14 protein-coding genes and 1 pseudogene are annotated in these 19,062 nt (G+C 68.0%); 8 read left to right on the top strand and 7 right to left on the bottom strand.

The window, feature by feature from the left end; genetic code table 11:
* The first annotated feature begins 19 nt into the window (after positions 1–19).
* Positions 20–3,235, top strand: coding sequence for a multidrug efflux RND transporter permease subunit CeoB (gene ceoB / locus ACTJKF_RS25955; protein WP_440627329.1), 3,216 nt, complete (start codon positions 20–22; stop codon positions 3,233–3,235).
* A 10-nt stretch (positions 3,236–3,245) separates the two neighbouring features.
* A pseudogene (gene opcM, locus ACTJKF_RS25960) lies at positions 3,246–4,770 on the top strand (multidrug efflux transporter outer membrane subunit OpcM).
* A gap of 120 nt (positions 4,771–4,890) precedes the next feature.
* On the opposite strand, the gene ACTJKF_RS25965 reads toward opcM, so the two are convergent.
* From ACTJKF_RS25965 to ACTJKF_RS25990, 6 genes are all read right to left on the bottom strand, one after another.
* Complete coding sequence (locus ACTJKF_RS25965) at positions 4,891–5,064, bottom strand: hypothetical protein (RefSeq protein WP_440627331.1); 174 nt, start codon at positions 5,062–5,064, stop codon at positions 4,891–4,893.
* Positions 5,065–5,097: 33 nt separating this feature from the next.
* Positions 5,098–5,949 carry an alpha/beta fold hydrolase gene (locus tag ACTJKF_RS25970; protein ID WP_440627333.1) on the bottom strand — a complete coding sequence of 284 codons (852 nt, stop codon included), beginning with the start codon at positions 5,947–5,949 and terminating at the stop codon, positions 5,098–5,100.
* 260 nt (positions 5,950–6,209) lie between these two features.
* A complete protein-coding gene (locus ACTJKF_RS25975) occupies positions 6,210–6,539 on the bottom strand; it encodes a DUF3579 domain-containing protein (RefSeq protein ID WP_440627335.1) in 330 nt (109 codons plus the stop codon).
* Positions 6,540–6,564: 25 nt separating this feature from the next.
* Entirely contained in the window at positions 6,565–7,926 is a 1,362-nt protein-coding gene (locus ACTJKF_RS25980; RefSeq protein ID WP_440627337.1) for a sigma-54-dependent transcriptional regulator, read from the bottom strand.
* Positions 7,916–9,802, bottom strand: coding sequence for a sensor histidine kinase (locus ACTJKF_RS25985; protein ID WP_440627339.1), 1,887 nt, complete (start codon positions 9,800–9,802; stop codon positions 7,916–7,918). Before ACTJKF_RS25985 ends, ACTJKF_RS25980 begins: the two co-directional genes overlap by 11 nt.
* Positions 9,803–9,933: 131 nt before the next feature.
* Positions 9,934–11,298 (bottom strand): 2-hydroxycarboxylate transporter family protein, encoded by a 1,365-nt coding sequence (locus tag ACTJKF_RS25990; RefSeq protein WP_440627341.1) that lies wholly within the window; start codon positions 11,296–11,298, stop codon positions 9,934–9,936.
* A gap of 442 nt (positions 11,299–11,740) precedes the next feature.
* On the opposite strand from ACTJKF_RS25990, the gene ACTJKF_RS25995 reads away from it, so the two are divergent.
* Genes ACTJKF_RS25995 through ACTJKF_RS26020 form a run of 6 tightly spaced genes read left to right on the top strand, consistent with a single transcriptional unit; the run spans position 11,741 to position 18,020 of the window.
* On the top strand, positions 11,741–12,592 hold the full coding sequence (locus tag ACTJKF_RS25995; protein ID WP_440627343.1) for a MetQ/NlpA family ABC transporter substrate-binding protein: 852 nt from the start codon (positions 11,741–11,743) through the stop codon (positions 12,590–12,592).
* Positions 12,593–12,603: 11 nt separating this feature from the next.
* Entirely contained in the window at positions 12,604–14,031 is a 1,428-nt protein-coding gene (locus tag ACTJKF_RS26000; RefSeq protein ID WP_440627345.1) for an LLM class flavin-dependent oxidoreductase, read from the top strand.
* 18 nt (positions 14,032–14,049) lie between these two features.
* Entirely contained in the window at positions 14,050–15,252 is a 1,203-nt protein-coding gene (locus ACTJKF_RS26005; protein ID WP_440627347.1) for a methionine ABC transporter ATP-binding protein, read from the top strand.
* Positions 15,245–15,901, top strand: a complete 657-nt coding sequence (locus tag ACTJKF_RS26010) for a methionine ABC transporter permease (protein WP_440627349.1) — start codon at positions 15,245–15,247, stop codon at positions 15,899–15,901. The genes ACTJKF_RS26005 and ACTJKF_RS26010 overlap by 8 nt, the downstream gene beginning before the upstream one ends.
* Before the next feature lie 53 nt (positions 15,902–15,954).
* A complete protein-coding gene (locus tag ACTJKF_RS26015; protein ID WP_440627351.1) occupies positions 15,955–16,812 on the top strand; it encodes a hypothetical protein in 858 nt (285 codons plus the stop codon).
* Positions 16,809–18,020: an acyl-CoA dehydrogenase family protein gene (locus ACTJKF_RS26020; RefSeq protein WP_440627353.1), complete on the top strand. Its 1,212-nt coding sequence runs from the start codon at positions 16,809–16,811 to the stop codon at positions 18,018–18,020. Before ACTJKF_RS26015 ends, ACTJKF_RS26020 begins: the two co-directional genes overlap by 4 nt.
* Before the next feature lie 16 nt (positions 18,021–18,036).
* Here ACTJKF_RS26020 and ACTJKF_RS26025 read toward each other — a convergent pair whose 3' ends face one another.
* On the bottom strand, positions 18,037–18,846 hold the full coding sequence (locus ACTJKF_RS26025; RefSeq protein ID WP_440627355.1) for a hypothetical protein: 810 nt from the start codon (positions 18,844–18,846) through the stop codon (positions 18,037–18,039).
* Between the last annotated feature and the right edge of the window lie 216 nt (positions 18,847–19,062).

Raw genomic sequence — 19,062 nt, forward strand, 5'->3', positions numbered from 1 at the left:
CAACCAGACAGAGCCAGACATGAACATTTCCAAATTCTTTATCGACCGGCCGATCTTTGCAGGAGTCCTATCGGTGATCATCCTGCTCGGCGGGGTGATCGCGATGTTCCTGCTGCCGATTTCGGAATATCCGGAAGTCGTGCCGCCATCCGTGATCGTGAAGGCGCAGTATCCGGGCGCGAACCCGAAAGTGATCGCCGAGACGGTCGCGTCGCCGCTCGAAGAGCAGATCAACGGCGTCGAGGACATGCTCTACATGCAGTCGCAGGCGAACAGCGACGGCAACATGACGATCACCGTCACGTTCAAGCTCGGCACCGATCCGGACAAGGCCACGCAGCTCGTGCAGAACCGCGTGAACCAGGCGCTGCCGCGTTTGCCGGAAGACGTGCAGCGGCTCGGCATCACCACGGTGAAGAGCTCGCCGACGCTGACGATGGTGGTCCACCTGATCTCGCCGGACAACCGCTACGACATGACCTACCTGCGCAACTACGCGCTGATCAACGTGAAGGATCGCCTGTCGCGGATCCAGGGCGTCGGTCAGGTGCAGCTGTGGGGTTCGGGCGATTACGCGATGCGCATATGGCTCGATCCGCAGAAGGTCGCGCAGCGCGGGCTGTCCGCCGAGGACGTCGTGCAGGCGATCCGCGAGCAGAACGTGCAGGTCGCGGCGGGCGTGATCGGCGCATCGCCGTCGCTGCCGGGCACGCCGCTGCAGCTGTCGGTGAACGCGCGCGGCCGCTTGCAGACGGAGGACGAGTTCGGCGACATCGTCGTGAAGACGACGCCGGACGGCGGCGTCACGCACCTGCGCGACATCGCGCGGATCCAGCTGGATGCGTCCGAGTACGGGCTGCGCTCGCTGCTCGACAACAAGCCGGCCGTCGCGATGGCGATCAACCAGTCGCCGGGCGCGAACTCGCTGCAGATCTCCGACGAAGTGCGCAAGACGATGGCCGAGTTGAAGCAGGACATGCCGGCCGGCGTCGACTACAAGATCGTCTATGACCCGACGCAGTTCGTGCGTTCGTCGATCAAGGCCGTGGTGCACACGCTGCTCGAAGCGATCGCGCTGGTCGTGATCGTCGTGATCGTGTTCCTGCAGACCTGGCGCGCATCGCTGATTCCGCTGATCGCGGTGCCGGTGTCGATCATCGGCACGTTCTCGCTGCTGCTCGCGTTCGGGTATTCGATCAACGCGTTGTCACTGTTCGGGATGGTGCTCGCGATCGGGATCGTGGTCGACGATGCGATCGTGGTCGTCGAGAACGTCGAGCGCAACATCGAAAGCGGGATGAACGCACGGCAGGCGACCTACAAGGCGATGCAGGAAGTGAGCGGGCCGATCATCGCGATCGCGCTGACGCTCGTCGCCGTGTTCGTGCCGCTCGCGTTCATGTCGGGCCTGACCGGCCAGTTCTACAAGCAGTTCGCGATGACCATCGCGATCTCGACGGTGATCTCGGCGTTCAACTCGCTGACGCTGTCGCCGGCGCTGTCCGCGATCCTGCTGAAGGGGCATGGCGACAAGGAAGACTGGCTCACGCGCGTAATGAATCGCGTGCTCGGCGGCTTCTTCCGCGGCTTCAACAAGGTGTTCCATCGCGGCGCGGAGAACTACGGCCGCGGCGTGCGCGGCGTGCTGTCGCGCAAGACGCTGATGCTCGGCGTGTACCTCGCGCTGGTGGGCGCGACCGTGCTCGTGTCGAAGGTCGTGCCGGGCGGCTTCGTGCCCGCGCAGGACAAGGAATACCTGATCGCGTTCGCGCAGCTGCCGAACGGCGCGTCGCTCGACCGCACCGAGAAGGTGATTCGCGACATGGGCTCGATCGCGCTGAAGCAGCCGGGCGTCGAGAGCGCGGTCGCGTTCCCGGGGCTGTCGGTGAACGGCTTCACCAACAGCTCGAGCGCGGGCATCGTGTTCGTCACGCTGAAGCCGTTCTCGGAACGGCACGGCAAGGCGCTGTCGGCCGGCGCGATCGCGGGTGCGCTGAATCAGAAGTACGGCGCGATGAAGGACTCGTTCGTCGCGGTGTTCCCGCCGCCGCCGGTGCTCGGCCTCGGCACGCTCGGCGGCTTCAAGATGCAGATCGAGGATCGCGGCGCGGTCGGCTACGCGAAGCTGTCGGACGCGACCAACGACTTCATCAAGCGCGCGCAGCAAGCGCCCGAGCTCGGCCCGTTATTTACGAGCTACCAGATCAACGTGCCGCAGCTCAACGTCGATCTCGACCGCGTGAAGGCGAAGCAGCTCGGCGTGCCGGTCACCGACGTGTTCAACACGATGCAGGTGTATCTCGGCTCGCTGTACGTGAACGACTTCAACCGCTTCGGGCGCGTGTACCAGGTGCGCGTGCAGGCCGATGCGCCGTTCCGCCAGCGCGCGGACGACATCCTGCAGTTGAAGACGCGCAACGACAAGGGCGAGATGGTGCCGCTGTCGTCGCTCGTCACGGTGACGCCGACGTTCGGCCCGGAAATGGTCGTGCGCTACAACGGCTACACGGCGGCCGACATCAACGGCGGCCCGGCGCCGGGCTTCTCGTCGGGCCAGGCGCAGGCCGCGATCGAGCGCATCGCGCATGAAACGCTGCCGCGCGGCGTGCGGTTCGAATGGACCGACCTCACGTATCAGCAGATTCTTGCGGGCGATTCGGCGATGTATGTGTTCCCGATCAGCGTGCTGCTCGTGTTCCTCGTGCTCGCGGCGCTGTATGAAAGCCTGACGCTGCCGCTCGCGGTGATCCTGATCGTGCCGATGAGCATTCTGTCGGCGCTGACGGGCGTGTGGCTCACGCAGGGCGACAACAACATCTTCACGCAGATCGGCTTGATGGTGCTGGTGGGGCTGTCGGCGAAGAACGCGATCCTGATCGTCGAATTCGCGCGTGAACTCGAACACGACGGCAGGACGCCGCTCGAGGCCGCGATCGAGGCGAGCCGGCTGCGTTTGCGCCCGATCCTGATGACGTCGATCGCCTTCATCATGGGGGTGGTGCCGCTCGTCACGTCGACGGGAGCGGGTTCGGAAATGCGCCATGCGATGGGGGTCGCGGTGTTCTTCGGGATGCTCGGCGTGACGCTGTTCGGGCTGATGCTGACGCCGGTGTTCTACGTCGTGCTGCGCACGCTGGCGGGCGGGAAGATTCACGTCGCCGGCAAGGACTCGGCCGGCTACGGCGTGTCGCCTTCGGGTGCGCCGGCTACGGGCGTGCCGGCTTCGGATGCTTGAGGAAAACAAGATGGACAACATGCACAACACGAACGGCCTGATGCGCTTCGCGAAGGTGGCGGCCGCGAGCACCCTGCTCGCGACGCTGCTCGCCGCATGCGCGGTGGGGCCCGACTACAAGCGCCCGGATGTGTCGACGCCCGCGGCGTTCAAGGAAGCGCCGACGCTCGCGGCCGGCGAACAGGCCGGCACGTGGAAGACCGCCGAACCGGCGGACGGCGCGCATCGCGGCGAATGGTGGAAGGTGTTCGGCGATCCGGTGCTCGACTCGCTCGAGTCGCAGGCGCTGGCCGCGAACCAGAACCTGAAGGCCGCGGCGGCGCGTGTCGAGGAGGCGCGCGCGGCGACGCGTACCGCGCGTTCGCAGTGGTTCCCGCAGATCGGCGCCGGCTTCGGGCCGACGCGCGAGGGGCTGTCGTCGGCGTCGCAGTTCCAGCCGCAGGGCACGGGGCCGACCACCGCGACGCTGTGGCGCGCGCAGGGCACGGTGTCGTACGAAGCCGACCTGTTCGGCCGCGTGAGCCGCAACGTCGAGGCGTCGCGTGCCGACCAGGCGCAGAGCGAAGCGCTGTTCCGGTCGGTGCAGCTCGCGCTGCAGGCGGACGTCGCGCAGAACTACTTCGAACTGCGCCAGCTCGATTCCGACCAGGACCTGTACCGCCGCACGGTGGAGCTGCGCGATCAGGCACTGACGCTCGTGCAGCGCCGCTTCAACGTAGGCGACATCAGCGAGCTCGACGTGTCGCGGGCGAAGAACGAACTGGCGACCGCGCAGGCCGATGCGGTCGGNGCGCGCGGCGTCCGAGCATGCGCTCGCGATCCTGCTCGGCAAGGCGCCCGCGGATTTCGCGTTCAAGGAAACGCCGATCGTGCCGGTCGCCGTGAAGATTCCGCCGGGCCTGCCGTCCGCGCTGCTCGAACGTCGTCCGGACGTGTCCGCGGCCGAGCGCGCGATGGCGGCCGCGAACGCGCGGATCGGCCTCGCGAAGTCGGCGTACTTCCCGAAGCTCGACATCACGGGGGCGTTCGGCTATGAAGCGTCGACGCTCGGCAACCTGTTCCTGTGGTCGAGCCGCACGTTCCTGCTCGGGCCGTTCGCCGGCACCGCGCTGACGCTGCCGCTGTTCGACGGCGGGCGGCGGGCGGCCGGCGTGCAGCAGGCGCGCGCGCAGTACGACGAGCAGGTCGCGAATTACCGGCAGCAGGTGCTCGTCGCGTTCCGCGAGGTCGAGGACAATCTCGCCGACCTGCGCCTGCTCGACGACCAGATCCGCGCGCAGGATGCGGCGGTCAATGCGTCGCGCCGTGCGGCGACGTTGTCGCGCACGCAGTATCAGGAAGGCGAGGTCGCGTATCTCGACGTGATCGACAGCGAGCGCTCGGTGCTGCAGTCGCAATTGCAGTCGAACCAGTTGACCGGCGCGCAGGCGGTGTCGACCGTGAACCTGATTCGTGCGCTGGGCGGTGGATGGGGGGCGACGCCGGCGGCGGTGGGTAGCGCGGTGTCCGGCAAGGAGGACGTTGCCGCGCGATGACGCACCGGCCCGCGACGGGCCGACGTAACGGGCAGTCGATCGAAAAACCTCGATCCGTGACGACGCGGATCGGGGTTTTTTATTGGCGGCCGGTTATGTCGGTTATGTCGGTTACGCCGGTTATGCCTGTTGCTCCGGCTGCACGTCCGTGCGTTCCGCGATCACCACCGCGTAGCGGCCGACCGCATCGGCGATGCGCTGCGCCCGCTCGGGATCGCGCACCGCGCGCGAGCCTGACGCCGCCCGACAGCAGCGCGAGGAATGCGATCGCGCGGTCGTCGTCGGGTGCGTCATGCTCACGGGCGGAGCGAATGCCGCCCGCGGGCGTTACGCGGCGACGAACTCGTGCACGTAGCGGTTGAACACGGCGGGACTCGCGGCGTTCATCCCGTGCGATGCGCCGGCGACGGTCTGCCGCTGCGCATTGCCGATCCACTGCGACAGCGTGTCGACGTTGTTGCGGAACATCTTCGGGCTGCGCTGGCCGTCGATCAGCAGCGTGCGGCATGCGATTTCCGACGCGGCCTGCTGCGAGTAAGCGGGCAGCGGATCGCGCAACTGCTTCGGCAGCGTGCTCGCGTTGTCGATCGCCATCGTGCGAAAGCTCGACGTGCTTTTCTTCCATGCGCCGGGCAGGCTCACCGAATCCACGAACATCTCGAGGCCGGCTTCCACTTCCCCCTGGCCGATCAGGTTCACGGCCTTCGTGCGCAGCGCGATCGCGGTAGCCGGCAGCGCGGCTTCGCGCACGCCCGGCTGCTGCAGCGGGCCGCCCGGATCGGCGAGCGTCAGCGACTCGACGAGGTGCGGATGCTGGCGTGCGACGTTGAACGCGACGCTGCCGCCACGCGAGTGGCCGACGAGATGCACGGGGCCGAGACCGAGCGCATCGATGAATTCGGCGAGCTCGTCGACGTGGTTCTGCCAGCTGAACTCGTCCTGGATCCCCGCGTCGACGGCCGGCCAGTAGTGGCTCAGGCTCGGCGCGATGCAGCGATAGTGATCCGACAGCGATGCGAGTTGCGGATCCCAGTAGCGGTAATCGCACAACGATCCGTGCACGAACACCATCGGCGCGCCGCTGCCCCGCTCGACATACGGCAGGCTGATGCCTGACGAAAGCGTCGCAAATTGCAGGTCGGGGTTCGCGAGCACCGAAGGCTCGATTCGCATGTTCATGACTGAAAACTCACTGGGTGCGTCAACACGACGCAACTATGCATCACGGCGACCTGCAAGGAAAACGCATAATTTTCATCGTGACGATCAATTTTATTGATGGTTCGGCTGAAAACCCTTGTCGCAGCGTGGGGAGATGTCGAAGCCTTCAATCATCTGACGATTCATTTCGCGGCTGAAAGCGCGTGCGGACGCCTGCGCACGCGCGCATGAAAGCGACGAAAAGCAGGGGGAAAGGGCCGCGAAACGCGGCCGGCGCGTCACCGCACCGCCAACGCCGGCGCGGTCCGAAGCTCGACAGGAAGATCGTTGTCCGCCGCGAACTGCATTGCGAAATCGAACGCATCGGGGCACACGTCGCGCAATTCGTCCGACACGAACAGGCATTTGGCGCCGCCGTCGACGACCGGCATCGCGAGCCGCGACAGCGCGCATGGATAGCCGGGCCGTCGCTCGCCGACGAACAGCGTGATGACGCCCGCGAGCCGCTCGGGCCAGTCGCTCGGGCGGAAGGTTTTCTGCGCGCGCGTGACGCCGCGGATCAGGTGGCCGTCGATGCGGCCGCGTTCGGTGATGTCGATGCGATCCATGCTGGTATGCGTGTCCTCGTTCGCGTCATTCGCCGCCATCGGCTGCCGCGTCGCCGCGCGCGGGAATCCGCAGGTTGCGCAGCTTGTGATAGAGCGTTTTCTTCGGCATGCCGAGCGCTTCGCTCGCCTCCGCGACGTTGCCGTTGTGACGCCGCAGCATGTCCTCGATCAGCATCCGTTCGAAATACGCGAGCTGTTCCGCGAGCGTGCCGCCGGCCGCCGGCGTGCCACCGGACGACAGCAGGCTGTCGCCGGTCAGCCCGAGCACGAAGCGATCGGCCACGTTCTGCAGTTCGCGCACGTTGCCGGGCCACGCATGCGTCATCAGTTCGGATACCTGCGCAGCGGTGACGACGGGCGCCGGCTGCCCGAAGCGCCGCGCGGCCGCGAGCACGAAATGCTCGAACAGCAGCGGCACGTCCTCGCGCCGTTCGCGCAGCGGCGGCAGCTCGATCTGCGCGACGTTCAGGCGATACAGCAAGTCCGCGCGGAAGCGCCCGTCGGCCGCGAGTTCGGCGAGATCGGCCTTCGATGCCGCCACCACGCGGCAGTCGACCGGAATCAGCTCGTTCGCGCCGAGCCGCTCGACCACGCGCTCCTGTAGCACGCGCAGCATCTTGATCTGCAGCGGGATCGGCATCGTCTCGATCTCGTCGAGGAACAGCGTGCCGCCGTGCGCCCATTCGATCTTGCCGATGCGCTTCTTGATCGCACCGGTGAACGCGCCGGCCTCATGGCCGAACAGCTCGCTTTCGAAGATCTGCTCGGGCAGGCCGCCGCAGTTCAGCGCGACGAAATGCGCTTCGCGCCGGCCGCCGAAGTCGTGCAGGCTGCGCGCGATCAGTTCCTTGCCGGTGCCGGTCTCGCCGGTGATCAATACGGACACCGAGGTATCGGCGAGGCGCAGGATCTTCTTGCGCACGTCGGCCATCGCGGGCGACTTGCCGAGCACGAACGCCTCGATGCCCTGCCAGTTGTTGAGCGCCGCGCGCAGCCCCTCCACCTCGAGCGTGAGCCGGCGCTTCTCGACCGCGCGCGCGACGCGCCCCGCGATCACGTCCGACGAAAACGGCTTCTCGATGAAATCGTACGCGCCGTCCTGCATCGCGCCGACGGCCGTCGAAATGTCGGCGTGGCCGCTGATCAGCACGACCGGGATCTGCGCATCGACGGCCATCACGCGCGCGAGCAGCTGCAGCCCGTCGATGCCGGGCATCCGCACGTCCGACACGATCACGACGGGCGCGCCGGGTGCGACGTGCGCGAGCGCGTCGGCGGCCGACGCGAATGCGTCGACCGGGAACCCGGCGAGCGCGACGGCCTGCTCGACGCCGATCCGGACGTTTTCATCGTCCTCGACGACCAGCACCCGAATCTCATCTTCCATGCTCTGTCCTTTGTTGCGGCGTTGCGGCCGCGAATTCGATGGTGAACTGCGCGCCGCCGTCGTCGCGGTTCGTCGCGGCGATCTTCGCGCCGAACGCTTCGACGATGCGCGACGTAATCGCGAGGCCGAGCCCGAGGCCCTGGCCGCGCGGCTTGGTGGTCACGAACGGCTCGAACAGATGCGGCAGCACCTCGGGCGCGATGCCGGCGCCGCTGTCGGCGACGGTGAAGCGCACGCGGCCGGCTTCGTCCGGCTCGGTGGCTTCGATCGCGATGCGCCGCACCGGCGCATCGTGCACCGCATCGAGCGCGTTGCCGAGCAGGTTCACGATCACTTGCTGCAACTGGCTCGATTCGGCGGACACCGCGGCATCCGGTGCGATGTTCACGTCGAGCTGCACGCCTTCGTCGCGGATCCGCGCATCGTAGATGAGCCGCGCATGCGCGACGGCTTCGTTCAGCGACACCGCGACGCGCTCGACGTCGGGCTTGCGCGCGAAAGTCTTCAGCTCGCCGGTGAGCACGGCCATGCTGTCGACCAGCTTGCCGATCCGTTCGAGATTGGCATAGGCCGGCGCCGGCTGGCCGCGTTCGAAGAACGTGCGCGCGTTGTCGCACAGCGTGCGGATCGCGACGAGCGGCTGGTTCAGCTCGTGCGTGAGGCCGGCGGCCATTTGCCCGAGCACCGCGAGCTTGCCCGCATGCACGACTTCCTGCTGCGAATCGCGCAGCCGCTGCTCAGTGCGTTCGCGCTCGACGATCTCGCGCTGCATCTGTTCGTTCGCGGCCGTCAGCGCGGCGGTGCGCTGCGCAACGGTCAGCTCGAGCCGATCGTTCGCGCGGCGCAGCGCGTCCTGCGCGTTCAGCCGCGCGACGATCGCCCGGCGGCGCTGGATCGCGTAGCCGACGAGCAGCGCGGCGATCAGGAACGCGCCGGTGACGAACGCGAACGCGGTCTGCTGCTGACGCCGCGCGCCGGCGATGTCGAGCAGCACCATCAGCGAATCGCCGGCCTGCGGTGCGGGTCGCGACATCACCAGATAGCGCGTCTTGCGGCCGGGGTGGCGCGGATCGGGGAACGTGCCGAACCACGCGGCCCCGCTGCGGTTGCCGATGCGGCGATAGGGCAGCGCGTCGACCGTGCGTCCCGCGTATTGCCGCGACGCCTGGATGTCGCGCTGCTGCTGCGCGGTGATCGGGCGCAGCGCGGTGAATTTCCACGCCGGCTCGGTCGAGATCACGACCACGCCGTTGCTGTCGACCACCATCGTGGCGATGCCCGGCGCGCGCCACGCCGATTCGAGCGGATCGACGCTGATCTTCACGGCCGCGACGCCGATCGGCACGCCATCGTCGCGCACCGCGCTCGCGAAGTAGACACCCGGCACGCCGGTGTTGGTGCCGATCCCGAAGAAGCGGCCGCTGCCGCGCGCGAGCGCGTCCTTGAAGTACGGCCGGTACGACACGTTGGTGCCGACGAAGCTGATCGTCTGGTTCCAGTTGCTGGCGGCGATCACTTCGCCGCGCAGGTCGATCACGTCGACGGCGACGCTGCCGGCGTCGCGGTTCACGGCTTCGAGATAGGTGTCGACCGAATGGATCAGGCCGGCCGCGTCGTGCGGCGCGGCCTTCAGCATCGCGCGCACGCTGTCCTGCCGCGCGACCAGGCCGGGCAGGATCTCGAAGCGGCCGAGCTCGCTCTTCAGGCTCGACGCATACAGGTCGAGCCGATGCGCGCCGGTTTCCTCGAGCGCGTCGATCGCGCGTTCCCACGCGAAATCGACGGCCGCGCCCGCCACGCCGACATACAGCACGGCGGCCGACGCCCAGCCCCACCACGGGATGCCCTTGAAGCTCTTCTGCACGTTCGCCCTCATCGAAGCCCGCTACCGGCCGTCCGCAACCGGCCGTCCGCAACCGCCGTGCCGCAACGACGCGCGCCGCACACCGGCAGGGCCGGCGGCGGCGCGTCTGAAGCAGCCTGCGCGACGGTGCGCGCGGCCGCGCGTTATCCGAAGTGCGCGACCACGATCAGCGTCACCGTGACGACGATCGCGCCGCCGATGCGGGTGGCAATCTGTGCGAACGGCATCAGCTGCATCCGGTTCGCGGCGGTCAGGATCGCGACGTCGCCGGTGCCGCCTTGCCCGCTGTGGCAGGCGTTCACGATTGCGGTGTCGATAGGGTACATCTTCAGCAGGCGGCCGACCACGAAACCGGTGGCCATCAGCGTCGCGACGGTCGACACGATCGTGACGACGTTGACGATCGTGAAGGCGGCGGTCAGCTTGTCCCACGGCGTCATCGCGACGCCGATCGCGAACAGCAGCGGATACGTGACGGCGGTCGAGAAGAACTTGTAGACGACGAACGCGCCTTCCTGCAGCGGCGGCGACACCGCGCGCGCGAGCTTCACCAGCACCGCGAGGAACAGCATCGCGACCGGTGCGGGCAGGCCGAACAGCTTGTGTGCCATCAGGCCGACGAGGTACAGCGTGATCGCCGTGATGCCGGCGCCCGCGATGTGCGTGACGTCGACGTGACCGCGGATTTCCTCGCTTTCCGGCGCCATGTCGCCGCTTTCGCCGACCTGCAGGCGACCGTTGCCGGTCAGGTGCGGCATGCGCTTGCCGAGCATGTCGAGCGCGCCCGACAGGATGATCGCGGTCAGGCTGCCGAGCATCACCGACGGCAGCACCATCGCGAACATCTCGCCCTGCGGCAGGTGCATCAGTTCCGAATAGCCGATCGACAGCGGAATCGCACCTTCGCCGACGCCGCCCGCCATGATCGGCACGACGATGTACAGCAGCGTGTGGCGCACGCCGAGGCCGAGCGCCGTGCCGACCAGCGTGCCGACGATCGCGGCCGCGACCGAGCCGGCCGCGAGCGGGATGAAGATCTTCACGAAGCCCTGGATCAGCATGCGCCGGTCCATGCTCAGGATGCTGCCGACGATGATCGACGCGATGAACAGGTACAGGAAGTTGGTCGACTTCGTGAACTCGACGGTGAGGTTGAGCACCGGTTTCGGCAGCACGTGGTAGTAGGTGAGCGCCGACGGCACGAAGGTCGCGAAGATCGCGGCCGCGCCGATGTTGCGCAAGAGCGGCAGGCGCTTGCCGAGTTCCGCGCAGGTGAAGCCGAAGAACGCGAGCACGGCGATCGCCATCGAGATCTCGCCGGGCACCTTGCCCGTCACCGCGAAGCCGACGATCAGCGCAAACAGGATCACGTAGACCGGCAGCGGAATGATGCCGATGCGGATCTCCATCAGCTTCCACCAGCCTTCCGGCCAGAAGCGCTCGCGCGTGGCGGGAACGGCTTCGGCAATCGGTTCCTGATGGGACGGGGTTGGAATTGAGGTCTGCAAGACGTGTCTCCTGATGTTGGAATGCCAGCATCGATTCGCGGCATCGTGTGCCGTCTATTACGCAACCCCCGTGCCAGAAATCAGCCACGGCGAAATATTTTCAATGCATTGATTTATAAGGGATTTATTTCGTCTGCTGAAAGGATTGCATCGGCAGTCTGGCCGAGATCTCGGAATTCGTCCGGCGCCCGGGCCGAGATTTCGGCCCGCGCGGCCGGCCGGACGCACCCGCCGCACCCGCGTGCACCCCGCATGCCGCCGATCCCGCGCCATATCGCCGCGCGCGATTTTCTTCGCACAATCGCTTCGTAGACCACCCTGCCGCCGCTCTCTATCATCGGCTGATCCTTTTCCGACGCGACGATTGTCCGGAGAACGCCCGTGCGTTCGCCGCGGCGTCGCTCATCCGTCGATACCGTCTTTGGACAGGAGAGTGGTTCCCATGCCGCATGCCGTTTTTTCCGCCCGTTTTTCCTCCGGCCGCCTCGCACGGCCGGCCCGCCTGCTGGCGGCCGCGCTGCTCGCGGTGTTGGTCGGCGTCGCGCTGCCCGGTGGCGCACGCGCCGACACCGCGCCGCTGAAGGTCGGCATCTCGACCAGCCCGCAGATCGAAGCGCTGAAGATCGCCGCGAAGGAGGCGAAGGCGCAGGGGCTCGACGTGCGGATCGTCGAGTTCACCGACTGGAATACACCGAACGCCGCGCTCGCGAACAAGGACATCGACGTCAACTACTTCCAGCACATCCCGTTTCTCGAGAACGCGAAGAAACAGGGCGGCTACGACTTCGTGTCGATCGCGCCCGGCACGATCATGAAGATCGGCCTCTACTCGAAGAAGGTGAAGCGTTTTGCCGATCTGAAGGACGGTGCGCGCGTCGCGATCGCGAACGATCCGGTGAACGGCGGGCGCGGGCTGTTGCTGCTGCAGCGCGCGGGCCTCATCACGCTGAAGCCGGGCACCGACTACCGTGCGACCACGCACGACATCGTGTCCAACCCGAAGCACCTGAAGATCATCCCGCTCGAGGCGTCGCAGCTCGCGCGCGCGCTCGACGACGTCGACCTCGCGCAGGGTTACCCGAGCTTCATCAAGCTCGCCGGCACGACCGACCCGAACAGCGCGCTGCTGTTCGACGGCACCGAGAACAAGAACTTCGCGATCCAGTGGGTCGTGCGCCCCGAAAGCGTGAGCGACGCGCGCATCCGCCAGTTCATCGCGATCTACCAGCACTCGCCGGCCGTGCGCCGTGCGCTCGACAACGCGTTCGGCTCGCTGTACGCGATCGCGTGGTGACGGAGGCAGGCATGACGACGGCGAACCGCAAGAAGATCCTGCTCAATGCGTTCAACATGAACTGCGTCGGGCACATCAATCACGGGCTGTGGACGCATCCGCGCGACCGCTCCGCGCACTACACCGATCTCGACTACTGGGCCGATCTCGCGAAGACGCTCGAGCGCGGCAAGTTCGACGGGATCTTTCTCGCGGACATCGTCGGCGTGTACGACGTGTTCGGCGGCGGCCCGGACGCCGCGCTGCGCGAATCGGTGCAGGTGCCCGTCAACGATCCGCTGCTGCTCGTGCCGGCGATGGCGCAGGTCACGCAACATCTCGGCTTCGGCGTGACCGCGAACCTGACCTACGAGCCGCCTTACCTGTTCGCGCGCCGCATGTCGACGCTCGATCACCTGACGAAGGGGCGCGTGGGCTGGAACATCGTGACCGGCTATCTGGACAGCGCCGCGCGCGGGATGGGCCTCGCGCGGCAGATCGGCCACGACGATCGCTACGAACGCGCGGACGACTACCTGGACGTCGTCTACAAGCTGTGGGAACAGAGCTGGGACGACGACGCGGTGATCCGCGACGCGCAGGCGCGCGTGTTCGCCCAGCCGGGCAAGGTGCGGCGCGTGACGCACGACGGGCCGTTCTATTCGATCGATGCGATCCATCTGAGCGAGCCGTCGCCGCAGCGCACGCCGGTGCTGTATCAGGCCGGTTCGTCCGCGCGCGGCGTCGAGTTCGCGGGCCGGCATGCGGAGTGCGTGTTCGTGAACGGGCAGAGCAGGACCGCCGCACGCGCGGCCGCGCTCGATATCCGTGCGGCCGCCGCGCGGCGGGGCCGCGATCCGGCATCGATCAGGATTTTCGCGGGCGTGAGCGTCGTGACCGCCGAGACCGAACGGCTCGCGCGCGAGAAGTTCGACGAATACCGGCGCTACGCGAGCCCCGAAGCCGGCCTCGCGCATTTCGCGAGTTCGACCGGCATCGACTTCGCGAAGTACGGCCTCGACGAGCCGATCTCGTATGTGAAGACCGATTCGATCCAGTCGGCCGTCGACGCGATCTCGCGCAAGAGCACGACCGGCACGTGGACGGTGCGCCGCATGCTCGAACAGATGTCGCTCGGCGGCCGCTATGCGCCGATCGTCGGTTCGCCGTCGCAGGTCGCGGACGAACTGCAGGCGTGGATCGACGAAACCGGCATCGACGGCTTCAACCTGACGCGCACCGTGATGCCCGAGTCGTTCGAGGATTTCGTCGACTGGGTCGTGCCCGAGCTGCAGAACCGCGGCATCTACAAGGAAGACTACGATCCCGCGCCGACGCTGCGCGAGAAGCTGTTCGGCGCCGGCGCGCGGCTGCCGGCGTGGCACACGGGTGCGCGGCACCGGCCGGCCGCCGTGCGGGCCGCGGAACCCGCGCATCCCGCGCGACCCGCGCATGCGTGAACGTCACGGAGCGAAGCGATGACGCAATTGTTCGATACGCTGGGTTTCATCGAGGCATCGGCCCTGCGGGCCGGCGCCGGGGCGAGCGCAGACACGCATGACGTGCAAGCGGCGCATGACGAAAGCGCCGCGCGCACCAACGGCGCCCCCGCCGTGTCCTTCGCGCAGGTCGGCAAGGTGTTCGCGACGCCGCGCGGCCAGGCCGTCGCGCTGCGCGACGTGACGCTCGACGTGCGGCGCGGCGAGGTGTTCGGCATCATCGGCCGCAGCGGCGCGGGCAAATCGACGCTGCTGCGGCTCGTGAACGGGCTGGAACGCCCGAGTTCGGGCAGCGTGCGCGTGCAGGGCGTCGACGTGGGCGCGCTCGACGAGGACGGCCTCGTCGCACTGCGCCGCCGCACCGGGATGGTGTTCCAGCATTTCAACCTGTTGTCCGCGAAGACGGTATTCGACAACGTCGCGCTGCCGCTGAAGATCGCCGGCGTGCCGAAGGCCGAGCGCACGCGCCGGGTCGATGCGCTGCTCGATCTCGTCGGGCTCGCCGCGAAGCGCGACGCGTATCCGGCGAGCCTGTCCGGCGGCCAGAAGCAGCGCGTCGGCATCGCGCGGGCGCTGGTGCACGATCCGGAGGTCTTGCTGTGCGACGAGGCGACGTCGGCGCTCGATCCCGAGACGACGCAGTCGATCCTCGCGCTGCTCGCCGACATCAACCGCCGCCTCGGGCTGACGATCGTGCTGATCACGCACGAGATGGAAGTGATCCGCGCGGTGTGCGACACGGTCGCGGTGATCGAGCAGGGCGAGGTCGTCGAAACGGGCCCGGTGTGGCGCGTGTTCGGTGCGCCGCGGCACGGCGCGACGCGCGCGCTGCTCAGCACGCTCGTGCACGACCTGCCGGCCGAACTGGCCGCGCGCGTGCAGCCGTTGCCCGAACAGGCCGGGTTGCCCGACGGCGTGCAGATCGTGCTCGACGTCCGCTATACGGGCGAGAGCGGCGGCGAGCCGGACGTCGGCGCGCTCGCGGCGGCGCTCGGCGGCTCGGTGCGCTTCCTGCACGGCGGAATCGAACGGATCCAGGGGCGTGCGCAAGGGCGGCTCGTGATCGCGGCCGCGCCTGGTGCGGACGATGGCGGTGCACAGCATGCGCACGGTGCCGTTGCGGCATTGCTCGAACGCGCACGCCGCCATGCGAACCACGCGGAGGTGCTCGGCTATGTTTGAACTCTGGTGGCCCGAACTGCTCGACGCGATCCGCGACACGCTGTCGATGGCCGCCGCGTCGGCCGCGATCGCCGCGCTGATCGGCATCCCGCTCGCGGTGATCCTCGTGACGACCGCACCCGGCGGCATCTACGCGCGGCGGGGCGTGAACGCGGTGCTCGGCGCGCTCGTCAACGTGTTCCGCTCGACGCCGTTCATCATCCTGCTCGTCGCGCTGCTGCCGTTCACGCGCGTGCTGATCGGCACGACGATCGGCGTGTGGGCGGCCGTCGTGCCGCTGTCGATCGCGGCGATTCCGTTCTTCGCGCGGATCGCCGAAGTGAGCCTGCGCGACGTCGATCGCGGGCTGATCGAGGCCGCGCTCGCGATGGGCGCGAAACGCCGCCATATCGTGTGGCACGTGCTGCTGCCCGAGGCGCTGCCCGGCATGCTCGGCGGGTTCACGATCACCGTCGTCGCCCTGATCGGCTCGACCGCGATGGCGGGTGCCGTCGGCGCGGGCGGGCTCGGCGATCTCGCGATCCGCTACGGCTACCAGCGTTTCGACACCACCGTGATGGCGACCGTGATCGTGATCCTGATCGTGCTCGTTTCGGCCGTGCAGATCACGGGCGACCGCCTGGTCCGACACGTGACCCGGCGCACCTGAGCGGCGCCACGAGCGCCGGCTCCTTCCATTGAAGACCTGAGAGAACGAGACCCATGACCTTGCCCATCGGTGCCCCGCGCGAGTGGAACGGACAATTCGAGGAAGCGCTGTTTCTGGATGTCGTGCGACGTCACCGTCGCGGCTTTCCGGACAAACTCGCGACGCCGCCGCGCGAGCCGCGCAGCGAAGCCGAACTGGCCGCCGTCGCCGATTACTACACGAAGATGGCGTCGCACGACCTGTTCATCGTGCAGGTCGTCGCGAAGGCGATCGACACGCTGTTCCGCGACGATCCGCATGTCCAGCTGATCCTGTCGCGCCAGCTCGGCGACGACGGCGCGCACGCGGCGATCGGCCGCGTGCGCGTGGCCGAACTGACGGGGCGCGATCCGCTACCCGACGTCGAGCGGCTCGTCGCCGCGCACTGGGAGCGCATCGGCGATATCGCGACACGCGACGTCGCGGGCTTCCTCGCGTTCGAATGGCATTACGAGCTGCACATCCTCGCGAAGCTGTGGATCCAGCGCAAGACCGGCCGCATTGCCGATGGCGCGATGCGCGAGCACGGCGAGAACCGGATCCGGCCGGACGAGGAGTGGCATCGCGTGCAGATCGTCCAGTGGTGGTTCGACACGCTGAACGCGCTGCCGGCCGCCGAACGCGACGCGCTGATCGACCGCGTGATCGCGGCCGACGAGGAAACGCAGGCGCGGCTCGATGGTTATCTGCATGACGAATACGCGCATACCGCGCACGTGTTCGGTGCGGACATCGCCGAATACCGCGCGATCCATGACGACTGGCGGCGCGAGATCCTGGCGCGGCTGACCGGTCGCCGGCTCGGCGCGCTGGTGCCGTTGTCGGGCGACGTCGTTGCGCACGAAACCCTTGCACAGGAAGCCGTCGCATGAACGATCCCCGTGGCCCGGCGACGTATGCGCCGGATCCCGATGCACGCGCGAGCGACGCCGACGCGCTGACCCGCGCGATCGACGCGCTGCGTGCGACGGCTGTCGCGCGCGACCGCGCGGGCGGTCACGCGGCCGGCGAGAAGCAGCGGCTCGCCGACGCCGGCCTGCTGACGCTCGCGGTGCCGCGCGAATTCGGCGGCCAGGAAGCCGCCTGGCCGGCGATCTACGACGCGATCCGGCGGATCGCGCGCGTCGACAGCGCGCTCGCGCACCTGGTCGGGTTCCAGGTCCTGCAGGTGGTCAGCGTCGACGTGTGGGGCAGCGCAGCCCAGCGCGAACGCTATCTGCGCGGCACGGTCGCGCATCGCTGGTGGTGGGGCAATGCGGTCAATCCGCTCGATACGCGGCTGGTGGCGACCGCGACGCCGGACGGCGGCTATCGGCTCGACGGTGTGAAGGGTTTCTGCTCGGGCACGCGCGGCTCGCAGCGGATGACCGTGTCCGCGCACGATCCGGAAACCGGCCGCGCCGTGTTCGGCGTGGTGCCGACCGATCGTGACGGGATCACGGTCAACGAGGACTGGGATCCGATCGGCCAGCGCCAGACCGATAGCGGCAGCGTACGCTTCGACGGCGTGATCCTCGCGCCGGACGAAGTGCTGCACCGATCGGAAACGCCGCCGACGCCGCGCGCGACGCTGCGCACGCTGGTGTCGCAGCTCGTGCTGACGAACCTGTTCGTCGGGCTTGCGGAAGGTGCGCTGGCCGACGCGCGCGACTACGTGCAGACGTACGGCTGGCCGTGGATCAACGCGGGTGCCGCGCAGGCGAGCGACGATCCCTATACGCTGCAGCGTTTCGGCGACATGCGCGTGCAGGCGGTTGCGGCGGCGGCGCTGGCCGATCGCGCAGCCTTCGCGTTGCAGCGTGCCTGGGAGCGGCGCGAAGCGCTGACGACCCGTGAACGTGCGGAAGTGGCGCTCGCCGTGTCGGAGGCGAAGATCGTCGCGCAGCGCGCGGCGCTCGATAATGGCGAGGCGCTGTTCGATGCGTGCGGCGCCCGCGCGACGGCCGCATCGCTCGGCCTCGACCGCTTCTGGCGGAATGCCCGCACGCATACGCTGCACGATCCGCTCGACTATCGGCTGCGTGATGTCGGCCGGTTCGCGCTGACGGGGGAATTGCCGCAGGCGTCGCTTTATACGTAGGTGAGCGCGTGCTCCGTCATTGATCGCCGGGAGGCGCGCTTTCCGGCGGGGCGGGCACGGGTGCGGGCCTGCCGGCCAACGGCGAGCCGCTGTCTGCGCCGGCACGCTTGAACGACGCCAGTTCGTCCGAATAGCGCGCCGTGCGCATGCCGTTCGCGTCGTAGTACTCCTCGACCGACTTGACCCAGCGGCCGACCGCCGGCACATACCAGAACGCCTTGTAGGTCTTGCCGGTCACTTCCGCCGTCCCGTTGTGGCGGCTCTGCATCACGATCGTCGAGCCGCCTGCGTTGTGGGATACGCCCGATACGGTCGACTGTCGTGGCGCGGTTTCGGCTTTCCACGTGCCTTCGGCCTCGATCTTGATCGCATCGAACTTGCCGCCGGGCACGGTGACGGTATCGGGGCCGATGACCTTGTAATGCGTGTCGTACGTTTCCGACGCGTGCTGCGGATTCGGATGCGCTTCGCTGTACCGGATCGCCCACGTCTTGCCGACCGTCAGCGGAAACGCGAGCGGGCGGTTCACCACGGTTTCGGTGCCGTTCACGCTGCGTGCGCGGCTCCAGTCCGCGTCGACGATCAATTCGCGGGGCGCCTGCGTCGCGCCGCTCTGCTGCGTTTCGATATAGATGTGGTCGGCGGTCGTGCGCTGCACGGAGATCCGGTCGCGCGTCTGGCGCCAGCCGTTCGGGCCGATTTCAACCGTGTTGACGTAGGTCCAGGTGTCGCCGGGCTTCAGCGCCGGGGTGGCGATCGACTGGGCGAGCGCGACGCCGGGCACGGCGGCGCACAGTAACAGCGTGGCAAGCGTATTGTTTTTCATGGTGTGTATTCGAAGGGGCCGCCGGTCTCGCCGAGCAGCTTAACAACCACACCTTTCAATCGGCATGCCGTGTGCCGTGCCCGTGCCGCTCCTTTCATGTCGGCCATGACGACGCCTGATTGCTACGACTGATTGCGCACGAAGCGTGTCGGGCGGCGCGGATCCTCGGCAGATCGGCGCGCCGCCCGACATTGCAGCGCCATCGGCGCGGGCCGC

The organism is Burkholderia sp. 22313, from assembly GCF_052045245.1.
Classification (GTDB): Bacteria; Pseudomonadota; Gammaproteobacteria; order Burkholderiales; family Burkholderiaceae; genus Burkholderia.

Bases quoted from the DNA above. Each gene is read 5' to 3' on its own strand.
- ACTJKF_RS25975 (WP_440627335.1), bottom strand. From the start codon at position 6,539: ATGGATCGCATCGACATCACCGAACGCGGCCGCATCGACGGCCACCTG.
- ACTJKF_RS25985 (WP_440627339.1), bottom strand. From the start codon at position 9,802: ATGAGGGCGAACGTGCAGAAGAGCTTCAAGGGCATCCCGTGGTGGGGC.
- ceoB (WP_440627329.1), top strand. From the start codon at position 20: ATGAACATTTCCAAATTCTTTATCGACCGGCCGATCTTTGCAGGAGTC.
- ACTJKF_RS26010 (WP_440627349.1), top strand. From the start codon at position 15,245: ATGTTTGAACTCTGGTGGCCCGAACTGCTCGACGCGATCCGCGACACG.
- ACTJKF_RS25980 (WP_440627337.1), bottom strand. From the start codon at position 7,926: ATGGAAGATGAGATTCGGGTGCTGGTCGTCGAGGACGATGAAAACGTC.
- ACTJKF_RS26005 (WP_440627347.1), top strand. From the start codon at position 14,050: ATGACGCAATTGTTCGATACGCTGGGTTTCATCGAGGCATCGGCCCTG.
- ACTJKF_RS25995 (WP_440627343.1), top strand. From the start codon at position 11,741: ATGCCGCATGCCGTTTTTTCCGCCCGTTTTTCCTCCGGCCGCCTCGCA.
- ACTJKF_RS26025 (WP_440627355.1), bottom strand. From the start codon at position 18,846: ATGAAAAACAATACGCTTGCCACGCTGTTACTGTGCGCCGCCGTGCCC.
- ACTJKF_RS25970 (WP_440627333.1), bottom strand. From the start codon at position 5,949: ATGAACATGCGAATCGAGCCTTCGGTGCTCGCGAACCCCGACCTGCAA.
- ACTJKF_RS26015 (WP_440627351.1), top strand. From the start codon at position 15,955: ATGACCTTGCCCATCGGTGCCCCGCGCGAGTGGAACGGACAATTCGAG.
- ACTJKF_RS26020 (WP_440627353.1), top strand. From the start codon at position 16,809: ATGAACGATCCCCGTGGCCCGGCGACGTATGCGCCGGATCCCGATGCA.
- ACTJKF_RS26000 (WP_440627345.1), top strand. From the start codon at position 12,604: ATGACGACGGCGAACCGCAAGAAGATCCTGCTCAATGCGTTCAACATG.
- ACTJKF_RS25965 (WP_440627331.1), bottom strand. From the start codon at position 5,064: ATGACGCACCCGACGACGACCGCGCGATCGCATTCCTCGCGCTGCTGT.